Raw genomic sequence first — 15335 nt, forward strand, 5'->3', positions numbered from 1 at the left:
GGTCTCCTCGTCGATCGGGCTCTCATGGGTGCCCTCGGCGGTGCAGGCGTGCGCGCCGGCGACGGCGCCGAGGCGCACGCACTCCTCCGGCGGCAGGCCGCGCAGCCGGCCGTAGAGGAACCCCGACACGAACGCGTCGCCCGCTCCGTTGCTGTCGACCACCGGGCCGGGAATCGGGGCGGCCGGGAAGTGCGCGACCTCGCCGGACGCGTCGCCGAGCAGGTACGCCCCGGAGGCGCCGGCCGTGCAGACGACCAGGGACGCACGGCCACGAGTAAGGATGCCGCGCATCACCGGGGCCGGGTCGGGGAGCTTGGCCGCCGACAGGAAGACCACGTCGGAGGAGTAGGCGAAGTCCCCGTGGTAGTCGTTCACCCCGTCCCAGTCGTGCAGGTCGGTCGAGACCGGGACCCCCAGCTCCAGCAGCTCGGGGTACAGGTGGCGGGAGAAGTCGGTGATGGACACGTGGACGTGCCGCGCCCGGCTGATCGCGGGGAGGTAGAGGTCGCGGGGCAGGCGCTGCCCGGCGGCGGCGCGCGGGTCGTAGAGCGAGAGCCGCCGCCCGTCGGGGCCGACCAGCAGCACGCTGCGCCTGGTGCCCTCGGGCACGATCTCCCACCCGAAGTCGGCGCCGCGGGCGGCGAGGTGCTCGCGGATGAGCGCGCCCTGGGGATCGTCGCCGATCAGGTCGATAAGCCTGGCCCGCAGGCCGAGGGCGTGGCAGCCGAGGAGGACCCCGCTTCCGGTGTTGCCGATGCGGTCGATCACCGGCGGCACGCCGTAGGTGTCGGCGTACGGCAGCGGCAGCTCGGGCACGTACACGGTGGTGTCGACACCGGCGCCCCCGACCACCACGACGTCGTACAGCGGGCCGGGGCTCATGTTCACTCCGGGATCAGCGGTTGACGAGGGGGCCGGAGCCGGTGGAGCCGCGGACGACGAGCTCGGGCTGGAAGACCAGCTCGATGTTCTTGGGCGCCGCCCCGTTGATCTCCTCCAGCAGCGTCTGGACCGCCGCCGAGGCCATCGCGCCGATGGGCTTGCGCACGGTGGTGAGGGGCGGGTCGGTGAAGGCGATCAGCGGGGAGTCGTCGAAGCCGACGACCGAGATGTCGCCCGGCACCGACAGGCCCCGCTCGCGCGCGGCCCTGATCGCGCCGAGCGCCATCAGGTCGCTCGCGCAGACGATGCCCGTGCAGCCGCGCTCGATCAGCGCCCCGGCCGCGGCCTGCCCGCCCTCCACAGAGAACAGCGAGTGCTGGATCAGCTCGTCGCAGCCCGAGACGCCGAGCAGCTGCGACATCGCCTGCGTGAAGCCCTCGATCTTGCGGATGACCGGTACGAAGCGCCGCTGGCCGAGCGCGAGGCCGATGCGCTCGTGCCCGAGGTCGACCAGGTGCTGGACGGCCAGGCGGGACGCCAGCCGGTCGTCCGGCGAGATGAACGGCGCCTCGATGTGCTCGCTGTAGCCGTCGACCAGCACGATCGGCAGCCCCCGGTCGGTGAGCCTGGTGTAACGATCCATGCGGGCTGTGGTGTCGGCGTGCAGGCCCGAGACGAAGATGATGCCGCTGACGTCGCGCTCCAGCAGCAGCTCGGTGAACTCGTCCTCGGGGGCGCCGCCCGGGCTCTGCGTGCAGAGCACGGGCGTGTAGCCGTGCTGGGTCAGCGACTTCTCGATCGCCTGGGCGAACGCCGGGAAGATCGGGTTGTCCAGCTCGGGGGTGACCAGGCCGATCAGGCCGTTGCTGCGCTGGCGCAGCCGCTGCGGGCGCTCGTACCCCATGAGGTCGAGCGCCGTCAGAACGAGCTGGCGCGTACTGGCGGACACGCCGGACTTGCCGTTCAGCACGCGGCTGACCGTGGCCTCGCTCACGCCCGCCTGGGCTGCGATGTCGGACAGCCGGGCGTTACCGTTCATGGCCGCTACTTTACGCATCACCGAGCGCCCACCATGCGGCGGAATCCGGCGCCAGCCGTACGACGTCGCCCTCTCCGGCCACGGGGGCGCTGGAGATGAGGAGGGTGCCCGGCCGGGGCAGCTCGACCGGCTCGGCGGAGGTGTTCACCGTGCAGGCGAACGTGCCGCCACGGGCGAAGATCAGCGTCTCGGCGGGAGACTCCATCCACTCCATCGAGCCGTCGCCGAGCGCCGGGTGCTCGCGCCGCAACCGCAGCGCCGTGCGGTACAGCGACAGCGTCGAGCCGGGATCGCCGAGCTGGGACTCCACGCTGAGCGCACCCCAGGTGGCGGGGACCGGCAGCCAGGTCTCCTCGATCCCCGGCGGGCTGAACCCGAAGGGCGGCTCGGAGTGGGCCCACGGGATCGGGACGCGGCAGCCGTCGCGGCCGTCCTCGGGGGCCCGCAGCCGCTGCGGGTCCTGGCAGACCTCCTCGGGCAGATCGAGCACCTCGGGCAGGCCGAGCTCCTCGCCCTGGTAGACGTAGGCGGAGCCGGGCAGGGCCAGCATCAGCAGGGCCGCCGCGCGGGCCCGGCGCAGGCCGAGCTCACCGTCGCCGTACCGCGTCACGTGCCGCTTGACGTCGTGGTTGGACAGCACCCACGTCGTCGGCGCGCCGACGGGACCGACGGTGGCGAGCGACTCGTCGATCACTCCGCGCAGCATCTCGGCGTCCCACGGCGTCTTCAGGAAGTGGAAGTTGAAGGCCTGGTGCAGTTCGTCGGGCCGTACGTACCGGGCGAGGCGCTCCTGCGACGGCGCCCAGGCCTCGGCGACGCCGATGCGCTCGCCGTCGTAGGAGTCCAGCAGGCGGCGCCAGGTCCGGTGGATCTCGTGGACGCCGTCCTGGTCGAAGTAGGGCAGGATCGTGGTGCCCAGCATCTCGATCTGGCCGCTGGAACCGATGTCGGGAAGCCCCTCGGCCTTGACCATGCCGTGGGCGACGTCGATGCGGAAGCCGTCCACGCCGAGGTCGAGCCAGAAGCGCAGGATCGCCTCGAACTCCGCGTGGACCTCGGGGTTCTCCCAGTTCAGGTCGGGCTGCTCGGGGGCGAACAGGTGGAGGTACCACTCGCCGCCTGGCAGGCGCGTCCACGCGGGGCCGCCGAACACCGACTCCCAGTCGTTGGGCGGCAGTTCCCCGGCCTCGCCCCGTCCCGCGCGAAAGACGTACCGCTCGCGCTCGGGGCTGCCGGGGCCCGCCTGCACGGCCGCCTCGAACCAGGCGTGCCGGTCGGAGGTGTGGTTCGGCACCACGTCGGTGATGATCTTCATCCCGTACCGGTGCGCGTCCTCGATCAGCGCTTTGGCGTCCGCCAGCGTGCCGAAGATCGGGTCTACGTCCCGGTAGTCGGCGACGTCGTAGCCGAAGTCGGCCATCGGCGAGGTGTAGAAGGGCGTGAGCCAGATGGCGTCCACGCCCAGCCCGGCCAGGTAGTCCAGCCGGCTGCGGACCCCGAGCAGGTCGCCGACGCCGTCGCCGTTGCCGTCGGCGAAGCTGCGCACGTAGACCTGGTAGATCACCGCGTCCCGCCACCAGCGGGTGCCGGTCTCGACGGGACGGGCTTCACGGACCACGTCGGTCATTGGGATCCCCCGATTCTCCGAAATATCAGGTTCTGATACCACGGTGGTGTCAGGACTTCGTGGCGCCGGCCGTCAGGCCGGTTACGAGGTTGCGCTGGACGAGCAGGAAGACCACCGCCGCCGGCACCGCGATCAGCACGGAGGACGCGGTGAGCAGGCCCCACTCGGCCTTGTGCTGGCCGACGAACTGCCCGATGCCGACGGCCAGGGTGTACTTGTCGTCGCCGGTCATGAACGCGGTCGCGTACGCGACCTCCGCCCAGGCGGTGATGAAGGAGTAGAACGCCGCGACGGCGAGCCCGGGCTTGGACAGCGGCAGGATCAGCCGCCAGAAGGTGCCGAAGGGGGTGAGCCCGTCGACCCGTCCCGCCTCGTCGATCTCGACGGGGACCGTGTCGAAGTAGCCCTTCATCATCCAGGCGCAGAAGGGGATCGTCGAGGTCAGGTAGGCGATCACCAGGCCGGGGAACTGGTTGATGAGCCCCAGCCCGGCCATGAGGTTGTAGATGGGCACGATGAGGATCGCCACCGGGAACATCTGCGTGATCAGCAGCATCCACATGATCGACCGGAACCCCGGGAAGCGGAAGCGGCTGACCGCGTAGCCGGTGGTCGCCGACAGCACCACGCCGAGCACGGTCGTCAGGGCGGCCACGAGCAGCGAGTTGAACAGCCAGCGCGGGAACGCCGTCTGGCCGAGCACCTGGGTGTAGTTGTCCAGGCTCGGGTGGTTGAAGAGCTCCACCGTGGTGGACTGCCAGGCGTCCCTCGGCTTGAGCGAGGTCAAAACCAGCCAGGCGACCGGGAAGACCGCGATCACGCTGGCCACGATCAACGTGAGGTGCAGGGCGATGGACGCGCCGGCTCCGCGTGAGGAACGTCCTCCGCGGCGCGACGCCCGGGCGTGCCCGACGGTGCTCACCACGCCTCCCCCTGCCGGCGCAGCGCGCGGCGGTAGACCACGGCCATGACGACGAGGAGCGCGAGGATGAGCACACCCCACGCGGCCGATCCCGAATAGTTCCTGATGCCTTCGAAGGCCTGCCGGTAGGCGTAGGTCACGAGGATCTCGCTGGACCCGCCTGGCCCGCCCTTCGTGACCAGGTAGATGACCGGGAACTGGTTGAAGGTCCAGATGGTGCCGAGCAGGACCACCGTGCTGGACACCGGCCGCAGCCCGGGCAGGGTGATGTTCCTGAAACGCTGCCACGGCGTGGCGCCGTCGACCTCGGCCGCCTCGTACAGCTCGCGCGGGATGGACTGCAGGCCGCCGAGCAGCGCGAGCATCATGAACGGCACGCCGAGCCAGACGTTCACGGTGATCACCGAGACCTTGGCCCAGAACGGGTCGTCCAGCCAGTCGAGGCCGCCGAAGCCCGCGGCCCGCAGCATCGCGTTGACGACGCCGAACTCGCCGTTCAGCAGGTACCGCCAGATGAACGCCGAGACGAACGCCGGCACGGCCCACGGGAGCACGAGCATCATGCGGTAGACCGACCTGAACCGCAGCGGCCGGTTGAGCAGCAGCGCGAGGCCGAGCCCGATGCCGTAGTGCAGGGCGACGCAGACGACGGTCCAGATGACCGTCCACAGGAGCCGGGACAGGAACTCGCTGGAGGTCACGATGTCGGCGTAGTTGGACAGCCCGACGAACTCGTACGTCGAGGGGATGGTGTTCATCCCGATCGTGCGGCCCATGTTGGCCTCGGTCGCGTCGGTGAGCGACAGGTAGACGCCGCGCACCAGCGGGTACCCGATCAGCACGAGCGTCACGATGACGACCGGGGCGCACATGGCCCAGGCGTACCAGTGCCTGGCGAGGAACCTGCCCGTCCTCCCGCCCGGCCTCGGGCGGCGGGCACGGCCGCGGGCGGACGCGCCCGCGGCCGTTCCGTCAACGACCTGGGTCGTCATCGGTCACAGGCTCCAGCCCTTGAGCAGGCCCTGATAGGCCTTGGCCACGTCCTGGGCCATCTGCTCGCTGGTGGTGCCACCGGTGGCGAGCTTCTGGTAGCCCTCCACGAGCGGCTGGAAGAGCTGGCCGGCCTCGGGGATCCACGGGCGCTCGACGGCGGCGGTCATGGGCTCCTTCCAGCGGCCGATCATCTCGTTGGCCTGCGCCTCGGGCATGCTGTAGGCCGACTGGCGGGTCGGCAGCAGGCCGAGCTTGCCGGCGATCTTGGCCTGGCTCTCGGCGGAGTCCATGAACTTTACGAACAGGTAGGACGCGTCGAGGTTCTTGGAGCCCGCGTACACGGTGTAGTCGTGGCCGCCGGTCGGGGCGCCCGCCTTGACCGAGCCGGCCGGGACCGGGGCGATGCCGAAGTTGTCGGGCTTGTCCTTGAACACCTTGCCGCCGAGGTTGTCGGTGTTCGACCACGGGCCGTTGAAGATCATCGCGGCCTTGCCCTCCTTGAAGGCGGTCTCGGCGTTGGTGTAGCTGTCCTGGATCGCCGGCTTGGACGCGGCGCCGGACTTGATCAGGTCCTCGACCACCTTCAGGCCCGCCACGGACTGCTGCGAGGCGACGGTGATCTTCTTGGTGTTGACGTCGAGCAGGTCGCCGCCCTCGCCGTAGATGAACGGCAGCAGGAAGTAGGCGTCGACGTTCAGCGCCAGGCCGTCGGCCCCGGCCTTGGACTTGACGTCCTTCGCGAACTGCTTGAGCTCGGCGAAGGTCTTCGGCGGGGCGTCGTGGCCGGCCTTCTTCAGCAGCTCCTTGTTGTACAGCAGGCCGAGCGTGTCGGTGACCTGCGGGATGCCGTACGTCTTGCCGTTGTACTTGCCGCTGCCCGCCGGGCTCGGGAGGAAGTCCGCGGGCTGGTCGAGGGCCGGGGTGCCCTCGAGAGGTGCGAGGTAGCCCAGGGAGGCGAACTCGGCCACCCAGCCGACGTCGGCGCGGAGCACGTCCGGCGCGCCGGCGCCGCTCTGCGCGGCGGTCTTGAACTTGTTCTGCGCGTCGGCGAAGGGGACGTTGACGTAGTTGACCTTGATCTTCGGGTACTTCGCCTGGAAGTCCTTGATCAGCTCCTGGAACACGGGACCCTCGTTGGTGGCGTCAGAGGTGTCCCACCACGTCACCTCGCCGGAGACGTCAGCGGCGCCGGCGCTCGTGGCCGGAGCGGCCGACTGATTGGTGGTGTCCTCGCCGCCACAGGCGGAGACCGCCAGCGCGAGCGCCGCGGCTGTCGCCGCGACCGAGATGCCTCGCCGCATGTTGTGCACTCCTTGCTCAGCTTCATTGCCCAGAGGATCGGCCGATCCCGTCCGCGTCCCCGAGGGCAGACGGCATCACCGGGGTACGCGGAACGTAACAGCCACGTGAACAGACATGAAAGACCTTTCGGAAACTTTCTGCAAATTGTGACACGTCTGTCATTACATCCGCATTACCGGCGCGGACCAGCGCGCCGGCCCGCGTCCGCGCCTCCGGCGCCCCTCCACCGGGCACCCCCGGCGGCGCCGTCCTTCCTATCTGTCCTGACCTCTACAGACAGGCAACGGTCAAGTAACCGGCAGATGAGCGATTTCTCACCTCATGTATGGACACAGTGGCCCACGACGCGATGTACTACCTCATCAATCACAATGACGGCTGGGATCCGGGTTTCGATGCCCGGGAGGAACGAGTGACGATGAGTACCGTCGTTCTCGACAGCGTGACAAAGGTGTACCCCGGGGGGCATCTCGCGGTCGATCGCATGAGCCTGCGCGCGGAAGAGGGCGAACTGCTCGTCCTGCTTGGTCCATCCGGATGCGGCAAGTCCACGCTGCTGCGGATGATCGCAGGGCTTGAGGAGATCACTTCGGGGGATCTGTACCTCGACGGGCGGATAGCCAATGACCTGGCCCCCCGTGACCGCGATGTCGCGATGGTCTTCCAGAACGGCGCCCTCTACCCCCACCGCACCGTCCGGGGCAACATCTCGTTCCCGCTGGAGATCGCCAAGGCCGATCCCGCCATGGTCAGGGAACGGGTGACCGAGCTCTCCAAGGCGCTCCACATCGACGAGACGCTGGACCGTCGCCCTGGAACGCTCTCGGGCGGCCAGCGCCAACGCGTCGCGATGGGCAGGGCCATCGTCAGGCAGCCGTCGCTGTTCCTCATGGACGAGCCGCTGTCGAACCTCGACGCCGGCATGCGCACCGAGTTACGCATGGAGATCTCGTCACTGGTGCGGGCGCTCGGCGTGACGACGATCTACGTCACGCACGACCAGGTGGAGGCCCTCACCCTGGCCGACCGCATCGCCATCATGAACCGCGGCGTCCTGCAGGACGTCGGCACCCCCGGGCAGATCTACAACGACCCCGCGACGGCGTTCGTGGCGGCCTTCCTCAGCTCACAGCAGATCAACCTGCTGTCGGCGACGGTCAAGACCCCGCAGAACCAGTACATCATGCTGGACTTCGGGCTCCACCAGATCACGATGCCCTGGACCGATCCCCGGGCCTACGCCGTATCGCAGCACACCGGCAGCCAGATCATCGTCGGCATCCGCCCCGACGGGCTGACCCCCATCCCCGAAGGCGTCGACGGCCCGCACTTCACCGGCAGGGTCAGGACGCTGGAGTACCACGGGCACGAATGGCTCGCCTACCTGGAGGTCGGCATCCCCGTGGTGCCCGCCCCCGAGCCGGAGCCGAGCCCCGCCGCCAACGGGCACGCCAACGGCAACGGGCACGCCGCCAACGGCACGACCGGCAAGGTGCGCTCGATGATGCGGCGCCTCATCTCCGGCGGGGAGGAGCAGGCCCCCGAGTACTTCTCCCCCGCGGCGCCCGGCAGCGGCACCCACCGCCGGGCCGACCTCGTCGTGCGCCTGGGCTCGCGGCCGGTCTGGCGCGCCGGGGAACACGGCCGCGTGGCCGTGGACCTCAGCAGGCTCATGCTGTTCACCATCGAGGGCAACCGGATCGACCCGCCCCGCCGCTAGGCGACCGTGCGGTCGACCGCCGGGCGCGCGAGCTGGGACACGATCTCCACCACCCGTACCACCTTGTCCAGCTCCACCTGGTGGAAGGCCGGGCCTTCCGTGCGCGCCACCACCAGGTGCAGGCCGGCGCTCTTCATCGGCAGGCTCAGCAGGTGCAGCGGCCCCTCGCTGAACGCGGCAGGACGCAGGGGCGTGAGGTCGGGCATCTCGTCCACGCCCGGGGCCTGCCAGCTTCCGTGCACGACGGCGCCGGTGTCGGAGTCCACGGCGACCGCCCACTCGGCGCTCACCAGGTCGGGCGCCGCGTCGACCAGGGTCACGAAGGCGCGCTCGGAGTCGGACACCACGTGGCCGAGCAGGTCGTAGTCGGGGCTGGTCCCCGGCGCCTCCCTGGTGGGCCACACGCCCTCGATGCGCACTCCCGGCACGACCGACAGGCGCTCGCGCAGCTCGTCGGCGGCGAACCCGCCCGGCCATGACAGGGTGAAGTCGTCCACCGCCCGGCCGGCCTCCCGCTCCAGGACCGTCACCTGGAGGATGTCCGCACCGAGCACCCCGAAGGATCGGGCCACCTGTCCGAGCACCCCCGGGCGATCGGGAAGCGAAACGCGGATCCGTAGCACCATCACCACCACCTCTGCATATCCAGCCGAACCACGTATACGGGCCGACCTCCTGTTTCTTTCATCTACTGCACCACGCCACACAGCGTCCTGGATGGAGGTTTCGGCGATGTTCCGAAGATATGTCCGAAATAAATCCAATTCAGTATTGATATGCGCCCGCGTCCGGGTTCTTCGAGCGTGGAATGGCCCGTCCCGCCGCGTCGTACGCCAGCCCCGCGCCGCCGTACCACGAGGGGCCGAGCGGCACCCCCTGGCCGATGGCGGGCGCTCCGGGGCGTAGCCGCAGGTCATGGCGGCTGCGAAAGCCCGGATCCTCGTGGATCGACCGGTGCCCGAGCTTGAAGCCGGTGGACCTGCCGTCGTAGACGCCGCCCGCGTCGTCGATTCCCGAGCCGTCCTCGAATCCCACCTTGCCACCGACCTTGATGGCGTTGTTGCGCAGCGCGAGGATCTTCCGGGAGCAGCCGTCGGCACAGGAGACGCCTATGGTCTTGCGCGCCGGGAGGTACACCGAGTTGTTGACCGCCACCGTGCCCGTGACCGGCCCGACGGCGTGACCGGAGCCGCGGGTGATGAGGAACGATCCCCTCTTCCGCCCCGACGTCACCACGTTGTTGGCGAAGAGATTCTCCTTGGCGGTCCCGCCGGGGCTGTGGCCGAGCTCGGTGAAGGTCTCGTTGTCCCGCGCGACGTTGTGCGCGACGAGGTTCCGGTCGCCGTCGTACACCTCCACGGCCGCGCCGTCGGAGACGTAGTCCTGGCTGGAGGCGTAGCTGCCGACGATGAGGTTGCCGACGACGCGGTTGTCGTCGCCGTTCAGCAGCACGCCGAACGCGCCGGAGTCGTTGTCCGGCTCGCTGTCGTCGACGCTCATCCGGTCGTTGCCGATCATCTGGCTGTCGCGGATGACGTTGTGTGCGCCCCGTTCCGTCACCCAGACGCCCGCCACGTTGCGGTCGGCGTACACGTCCCACAGGTCGTTGTGGCGGCCGTCGATCCTGAAGCCGCCCCACCCGCAGTCGCTCGCCCGCAGGTCGGAGATCCGCCAGTAGGAGCCCTCGACCACCACGCAGTCGCCGTCCCTCCCGCTGATCCTCGGCCGGGCGCCCTTGCCGTACGAGCCGACCGTGATGTGCCGGGCGTCCGTGCCCTTGCCCTTGAGCGTCAGCGTGCCCTTCCACCGGCCGTCCCGCCGCAGGAGCAGCGTGTCGCCCGGACGCAGGCGGGCGGAGCTCGCCCGGTCGAGCGAGCGCCAGGCCTTGCCCGGAGAGGTGCCCGGCGCGTCGTCGTCGCCCGCCCTGGCGTCCACGTAGTACACCCTGCCCGCCGCGACCCCGGAACGTTCCAGAGGGGTCGCGCCCAGGGGTCCCTCAGATATGGCTCGCGCCGCCGCCGGGACGGCGAGCAGCAGTAACGTCAACGGCAACGACAGGCCCGCTCGCCAAAGGTTCGGCGTCATAACACCACACTTCGGGTTAAAAGATCGCTGACGCCACGGTAGCGGTCAGAGGTCGGCACCGCGAGACCCACAACCAGGCGAGCGACCGGATCGGTGATCCGACACGCCGGACGGTAGGCCGCCCCGGCGTGTCGCCCGCGTGCGCACCCGGCGGCTTTGCCATCCCTTGAGCACCTCTTTCCCGCCTCGCGGATCTTGGCGGAGATGCCCGCCAGTAGCCTTTGCCAATGTCCCTCCCATGGGCCGCCGTATGGCCTCGATCCATCCGGGGGCAGGTCACCCTTCTCGCCCTCGTGCTGGCGGGCCTCTTCCTGATCCCCCTCGGCCTCGCGGCCGACATGGTCATCAGGGGCGCGGTCGCCACGTCCATCTGGCGTGAGACCAGGGAGGCCGCCTCCCAGATCGTCGTGGCGTACCGGAACACGACCCTGCGCAACCCCATCGCGCCCGGTCCCGGCGGCGTCGACGTCATCCAGGTGGTCGGCCCGGGCGGTCACCTGCTGGCCGCGACGGCCAAGGCCGGCGGGATGTCCCCGATCAGCGACGTACGGCCCGACATCCCCGACCGGCTCGTCGACTTCACGACGTGCCCCCGGACCTCCAGGGGCTGCTTCCACGTGACGGCGACCCTGGCCGACGCCAAGCCCGGCTCACCGGTCGTGTACGCCGCGAAACGCACCCCCGCCGTGCTGTCCACCCGGATCCTGGACGTGGCCGTGGGCCTCCATATAGCGGCGCTGACCGGCCTGATCGGCTGGATCGCCTGGAAGGGGGCCGACCGCGGGCTCCGCACGGTCGACAACATCCAGGCCGAGCTCGCCCACATCACCGTGAGCGACCTGTCGCGCCGGGTCCAGGAGCCACCCGGCGAGGACGAGATCTCCAACCTGGCGAGGACGGTCAACAGCACCCTGGCCCGCCTGGAGCACTCGGTCGAGCAGCAGCGGCGGTTCGCCGCCGACGCCTCCCACGAGCTGCGCACCCCGATCGCCGGGCTCCGCGCGCAACTGGAGGAGGCGCGGCTGCATCCGGAGGACACCGACCTGTCGAGCCTGGTGGACGGCGCCCTGCGCGACACCGACCGGGTGGAGGTGATCATCACCGACCTGCTGTTCATGGCGAGGCTCGGATCGAGCGGTCCGGCCGTGCAGGAGTGCGTCGACCTCGGGCAGCTGGCGGCCGAGGAGATCGCCCGCCGTCCGGCTCAGGTGCCGGTCACCACGGACTTCCAGCAGGACGTGGTCGTGCTCGGCGTGCGGACGCAACTGTTCAGGGTGATCGGCAACCTGCTGGACAACGCGCGGCGCCACGCCTCCAGCATGATCAAGGTGGAGGTGAGCGGCTCGCACCGCACCGCCGTCCTGGCCGTCACCAACGACGGCGACCGCATCGCCGAGAAGGACCGGGAACGCGTCTTCCACCGTTTCGCCCGGCTCGACGAGTCGCGCAGCAGGGACCGGGGCGGCACCGGCCTCGGGCTCGCCATGGCGCGCGACGTCGCCATCGCGCACGGCGGGACGCTGCACGTCGAGGACGTCCCCGAGGGCACCAGGTTCGTCCTGCGGCTGCCGATGATCGACTAGTTGGCCTCGCCAAGAGTTAACAGGAGCGACGCTGGGCGTTCAGCTCAGGCTCCCCTCGCGGGATGGCACCGGTGGTTAGCGTGCGTGACACCTTACGAGCGTGTCGCCGCGACGAGCGCTCGTCACGCCGCATATCGAGGAGTCACCTTGCGAGTCCTGGCCGTCGTCCCCGCCCGTGGAGGTTCTGCGGGCGTCCCGCTCAAGAACCTGGCCAAGGTGGGCGGCACGCCCCTGGTGGCCCGCGCGGTGGCTTCCTGCGCGGGGACCGAGCTGATCGACGAGGTCGTGGTCAGTACCGACCACGAGGGGATCTCCGCCGCCGCCAGGGCAGCGGGCGCCCGCGTGATCCAGCGTCCCGCCGAGCTGAGCGGCTCCACCGCCTCCAGCGAGTCGGCCCTGCTGCACGCCCTCGGCCAGCTCGGCGCCGACCCCGAGGTCGTCGTGCTCGTCCAGTGCACCAGCGCCTTCATCGACCCCGCCGACCTGGACGCCGCGGTCGCCAAGGTCCTCGACGGGACGGCCGACGTCGTCTTCTCCGGGCTCGCCACCCACGAGTTCGTGTGGGCCGCCCGTGACGGGGGCGTGAGCGGGATCAACCACGACCCGGCCCACCGGCCGCGCCGCCAGGACCGCGAGCCCGAGTACCGCGAGACCGGGGCCTTCTACGCCATCCGCACCGCCGGACTGCGGGAGCACGGGCACCGGTTCTTCGGCACCGTCGCCGTCCAGCCCGTGCCCTCGCGCCACGCCATCGAGGTCGACACCCCCGAGGACCTGGAGATCGTACGGGCGCTCGCGCCGTTCGTGGACCAGCCCGGACCGCTCGACGTGGACGCGGTGATCACCGACTTCGACGGCGTGCACACCGACGACCTGGTGTACGTCGACCAGGACGGCCGCGAGACGGTCGCCGTCAGCCGTTCCGACGGCCTCGGGATCTCCCTGCTCAGGCGGTCGGGCGTGAAGCTGCTGATCCTGTCGACCGAGCGCAACCCGGTCGTGGCCGCCCGCGCCCGCAAGCTCGGCGTGCCGGTCCTGCAGGGCCTCGCCTCCAAGCACACCGCGCTGCGCGACTGGCTGAGCATCGAGGGCCTGGACCCCGCACGCGTGGCCTACGTCGGCAACGACGTGAACGACCTCGGCTGCATGGACCTGGTCGGCTGGCCGGTCACCGTGCCCGACGCCCACCCCCGCGTACGGGCCGCCGCCCGCATCGTGCTCGACCACCAGGGCGGCGCGGGCGCCGTGCGCGAGCTGTGCGACCGCGTGCTCGCCTCACGCCCCATCGACGCCGAGCCCACGGCCGCGGGCCCGCGCGCCACGCTCCGGGTCAAGGGCGCCCCGGTCCAGATCGGCGAGTCGCTGGTCGGCCCCGGGCAGCCGGTGTACGTCATCGGTGAGATCGGCATCAACCACAACGGCGACCTGGACATCGCGCGCCGGCTCATCGACGTCGCCGCCGACGCCGGCTGCCAGGCCGTGAAGTTCCAGAAGCGCACGCCTGAGATCTGCGTGCCGGTCGAGCAGCGCGGCCAGATCAGGCAGACTCCGTGGGGCGAGATGACCTACATGGAGTACAAGATCCGGACCGAGTTCGGCCGCGACGAGTACACCCAGATCGCGAAGTACTGCGCCGAGCGGGGCCTGGACTGGTTCGCCTCCCCGTGGGACATCCCCTCGGTCGACTTCCTGGAGGACATGAACGTCGTTACGCACAAGGTCGCCTCGGCCGGCGTGACCGACCACGAGCTGCTCCGCCGCCTCGCCGCCACCGGCAAGCCGATCATCCTGTCGACCGGCATGTCGACGCTCGCGGAGATCGACGAGGCCGTCGAGATCCTCGGCACCTCCAAGCTCGTGATGATGCACGCCACCTCCACCTACCCGCTGCCGCCCGAGGAGGCCAACCTCCGCACGATCATGACCCTCCAGGACCGGTACGGCGTCCCGGTGGGCTACTCCGGGCACGAGCGCGGCCTGCAGATCTCGCTGGCCGCCGTCACGCTCGGCGCGGTGACCGTGGAGCGGCACATCACGCTGGACCGCACGATGTGGGGTTCCGACCACGCCGCCTCCCTGGAGCCGAGCGGGCTGGAGCACCTGGTGCGGGACATCCGGATCATCGAGTCCGCCCTCGGCGACGGCGTCAAGCGGGTGTTCCCCGGCGAGGAGGCCCCGAAGGCCCGCCTGCGCCGCGTCACCGTCTGACGACCCACACCCCGTCCGTCCGAGGACCCGCTCAGGGTCTGAGGACCAGAGGAGAGTTCACGAAGTGACGCACGCTGGGGGGGCACCGGTGATCACGCTGTCCGTCGTGGTGCCGGTGCGGGACGCCGAGCCGTACATCGCCGACGCGCTCACCTCGCTGCGGCGCAACGCCCGGCGGGATTTCGAGTTCATCGTCGTCGACGACGGCTCGGTGGACGCGACCCCGCGGATCATCGAGGACTTCCGCGACGACCTGCCGGGCCTGACCGTGCTGCGCAACGTCTCGCCGGCGGGCCTGGCGGACGCGCGCAACGCCGGCGTGTCCCTCGCCTCCGGCCGGTATGTCACCTTCATGGACGGCGACGACTGGCTGGCGCCGGGCTACCTGTCCGACCTGGTGGCCGCGATGGACGGCCTCGGCTGCGACTTCGTCCGGGTGGACCACGTCCAGGTGGAGGGGCGCAGGCGGGTCGTCCACCGGGCGCCGGAGGCCAGGCGGGGGGTGGTGCTCAAGCCCAGGGACCGCATCCTTCCCGCCGGCGCCAAGACGATGGTGGACTACCCGTACGCCTGGGCCGGGATCTACCGGCGCGAGCTCGGCGACCTGCTCGCCTTCCCCGGCCACCTGCACACCGCCGAGGACCGTCCCTGGATCTGGCGGCTGCACCGCGAGGCGCGCTCGTTCGCGGTGATCTCGCTCGCCGGCGTCTTCTACCGGCGCATGGTGCCCTCGTCGCTGACCCAGATCGGCGACGAGCGGCAGCTGCACTTCTTCGACGCCTTCGAGCTGGTGTTCAAGCAGGTCGAGAACGAGCCCGACCTGCTGCCCAAGGCCGTGCGCACCTTCTGCGCCCTGCTGGCCCACCACCTGGAGCTGGGCGACCGCTTCTCCCCCGCGCTCCGCGCCCGTTTCGAGGCCAGGGCGCAGGACGTCCTCGCCGGCCTGCCGGCGAGCCTGGTGGCGGGATCGGGGC

The 15335-nt window shown here is 70.4% G+C and carries 12 protein-coding genes; 4 read left to right on the forward strand and 8 right to left on the reverse strand.

What is annotated here, in order from left to right; all coding sequences use genetic code 11:
* The 6 genes from AB0O34_RS33190 to AB0O34_RS33215 form a co-directional block, all read right to left on the reverse strand.
* Window positions 1–882, reverse strand: an 882-nt coding sequence (locus AB0O34_RS33190) for a PfkB family carbohydrate kinase (protein WP_363922303.1), incomplete at its 3' end; no start/stop codon positions are given.
* A 13-nt stretch (window positions 883–895) separates the two neighbouring features.
* Complete coding sequence (locus AB0O34_RS33195) at window positions 896–1921, reverse strand: LacI family DNA-binding transcriptional regulator (protein WP_363922305.1); 1026 nt, start codon at window positions 1919–1921, stop codon at window positions 896–898.
* Between the two features lie 10 nt (window positions 1922–1931).
* Entirely contained in the window at window positions 1932–3548 is a 1617-nt protein-coding gene (locus tag AB0O34_RS33200; protein WP_363922307.1) for a glycoside hydrolase family 13 protein, read from the reverse strand.
* Window positions 3549–3597: 49 nt separating this feature from the next.
* The gene (locus AB0O34_RS33205; protein ID WP_363922309.1) at window positions 3598–4470 is read right to left on the reverse strand and encodes a carbohydrate ABC transporter permease; all 873 of its coding nucleotides are present in this window, start codon (window positions 4468–4470) and stop codon (window positions 3598–3600) included.
* Window positions 4467–5462 carry a sugar ABC transporter permease gene (locus tag AB0O34_RS33210; RefSeq protein WP_363922311.1) on the reverse strand — a complete coding sequence of 332 codons (996 nt, stop codon included), beginning with the start codon at window positions 5460–5462 and terminating at the stop codon, window positions 4467–4469. The genes AB0O34_RS33205 and AB0O34_RS33210 overlap by 4 nt, the downstream gene beginning before the upstream one ends.
* A 3-nt stretch (window positions 5463–5465) precedes the next feature.
* The gene (locus AB0O34_RS33215) at window positions 5466–6764 is read right to left on the reverse strand and encodes an extracellular solute-binding protein (protein ID WP_363922313.1); all 1299 of its coding nucleotides are present in this window, start codon (window positions 6762–6764) and stop codon (window positions 5466–5468) included.
* 419 nt (window positions 6765–7183) lie between these two features.
* Between AB0O34_RS33215 and AB0O34_RS33220 the strand changes: the two genes are divergently transcribed.
* Entirely contained in the window at window positions 7184–8485 is a 1302-nt protein-coding gene (locus AB0O34_RS33220; RefSeq protein WP_363922315.1) for an ATP-binding cassette domain-containing protein, read from the forward strand.
* Here the strand turns inward: AB0O34_RS33220 and AB0O34_RS33225 are convergent.
* Together AB0O34_RS33225 and AB0O34_RS33230 are read right to left on the reverse strand one after the other, a co-directional pair.
* Window positions 8482–9111, reverse strand: a complete 630-nt coding sequence (locus AB0O34_RS33225; protein ID WP_363922317.1) for an amino acid-binding protein — start codon at window positions 9109–9111, stop codon at window positions 8482–8484. The two genes, AB0O34_RS33220 and AB0O34_RS33225, sit on opposite strands and share 4 nt — an antisense overlap.
* 139 nt (window positions 9112–9250) lie before the next feature.
* Window positions 9251–10570, reverse strand: coding sequence for a hypothetical protein (locus AB0O34_RS33230; protein ID WP_363922319.1), 1320 nt, complete (start codon window positions 10568–10570; stop codon window positions 9251–9253).
* 227 nt (window positions 10571–10797) lie between these two features.
* Here AB0O34_RS33230 and AB0O34_RS33235 point away from each other — a divergent pair, with 227 nt between their 5' ends.
* The 3 genes from AB0O34_RS33235 to AB0O34_RS33245 all read left to right on the forward strand — a co-directional run.
* Window positions 10798–12153 carry an ATP-binding protein gene (locus AB0O34_RS33235; RefSeq protein WP_363922321.1) on the forward strand — a complete coding sequence of 452 codons (1356 nt, stop codon included), beginning with the start codon at window positions 10798–10800 and terminating at the stop codon, window positions 12151–12153.
* 147 nt (window positions 12154–12300) lie between these two features.
* Window positions 12301–14361, forward strand: coding sequence for an N-acetylneuraminate synthase family protein (locus AB0O34_RS33240; protein ID WP_363922323.1), 2061 nt, complete (start codon window positions 12301–12303; stop codon window positions 14359–14361).
* A gap of 64 nt (window positions 14362–14425) precedes the next feature.
* A partial coding sequence (locus AB0O34_RS33245) for a glycosyltransferase family 2 protein (RefSeq protein ID WP_363922325.1) occupies window positions 14426–15335 on the forward strand: 910 nt, incomplete at its 3' end.

It is taken from the genome of Sphaerisporangium sp. NPDC088356 (assembly GCF_040685555.1).
Lineage (GTDB): Bacteria > Actinomycetota > Actinomycetes > Streptosporangiales > Streptosporangiaceae > Sphaerisporangium.

Excerpts from the sequence above, each read along its gene's own strand:
- AB0O34_RS33195 (WP_363922305.1), bottom strand. The coding sequence starts at position 1,921 with ATGAACGGTAACGCCCGGCTGTCCGACATCGCAGCCCAGGCGGGCGTG.
- AB0O34_RS33200 (WP_363922307.1), bottom strand. The coding sequence starts at position 3,548 with ATGACCGACGTGGTCCGTGAAGCCCGTCCCGTCGAGACCGGCACCCGC.
- AB0O34_RS33210 (WP_363922311.1), bottom strand. The coding sequence starts at position 5,462 with ATGACGACCCAGGTCGTTGACGGAACGGCCGCGGGCGCGTCCGCCCGC.
- AB0O34_RS33215 (WP_363922313.1), bottom strand. The coding sequence starts at position 6,764 with ATGCGGCGAGGCATCTCGGTCGCGGCGACAGCCGCGGCGCTCGCGCTG.
- AB0O34_RS33220 (WP_363922315.1), top strand. The coding sequence starts at position 7,184 with ATGAGTACCGTCGTTCTCGACAGCGTGACAAAGGTGTACCCCGGGGGG.
- AB0O34_RS33225 (WP_363922317.1), bottom strand. The coding sequence starts at position 9,111 with ATGGTGCTACGGATCCGCGTTTCGCTTCCCGATCGCCCGGGGGTGCTC.
- AB0O34_RS33230 (WP_363922319.1), bottom strand. The coding sequence starts at position 10,570 with ATGACGCCGAACCTTTGGCGAGCGGGCCTGTCGTTGCCGTTGACGTTA.
- AB0O34_RS33235 (WP_363922321.1), top strand. The coding sequence starts at position 10,798 with ATGTCCCTCCCATGGGCCGCCGTATGGCCTCGATCCATCCGGGGGCAG.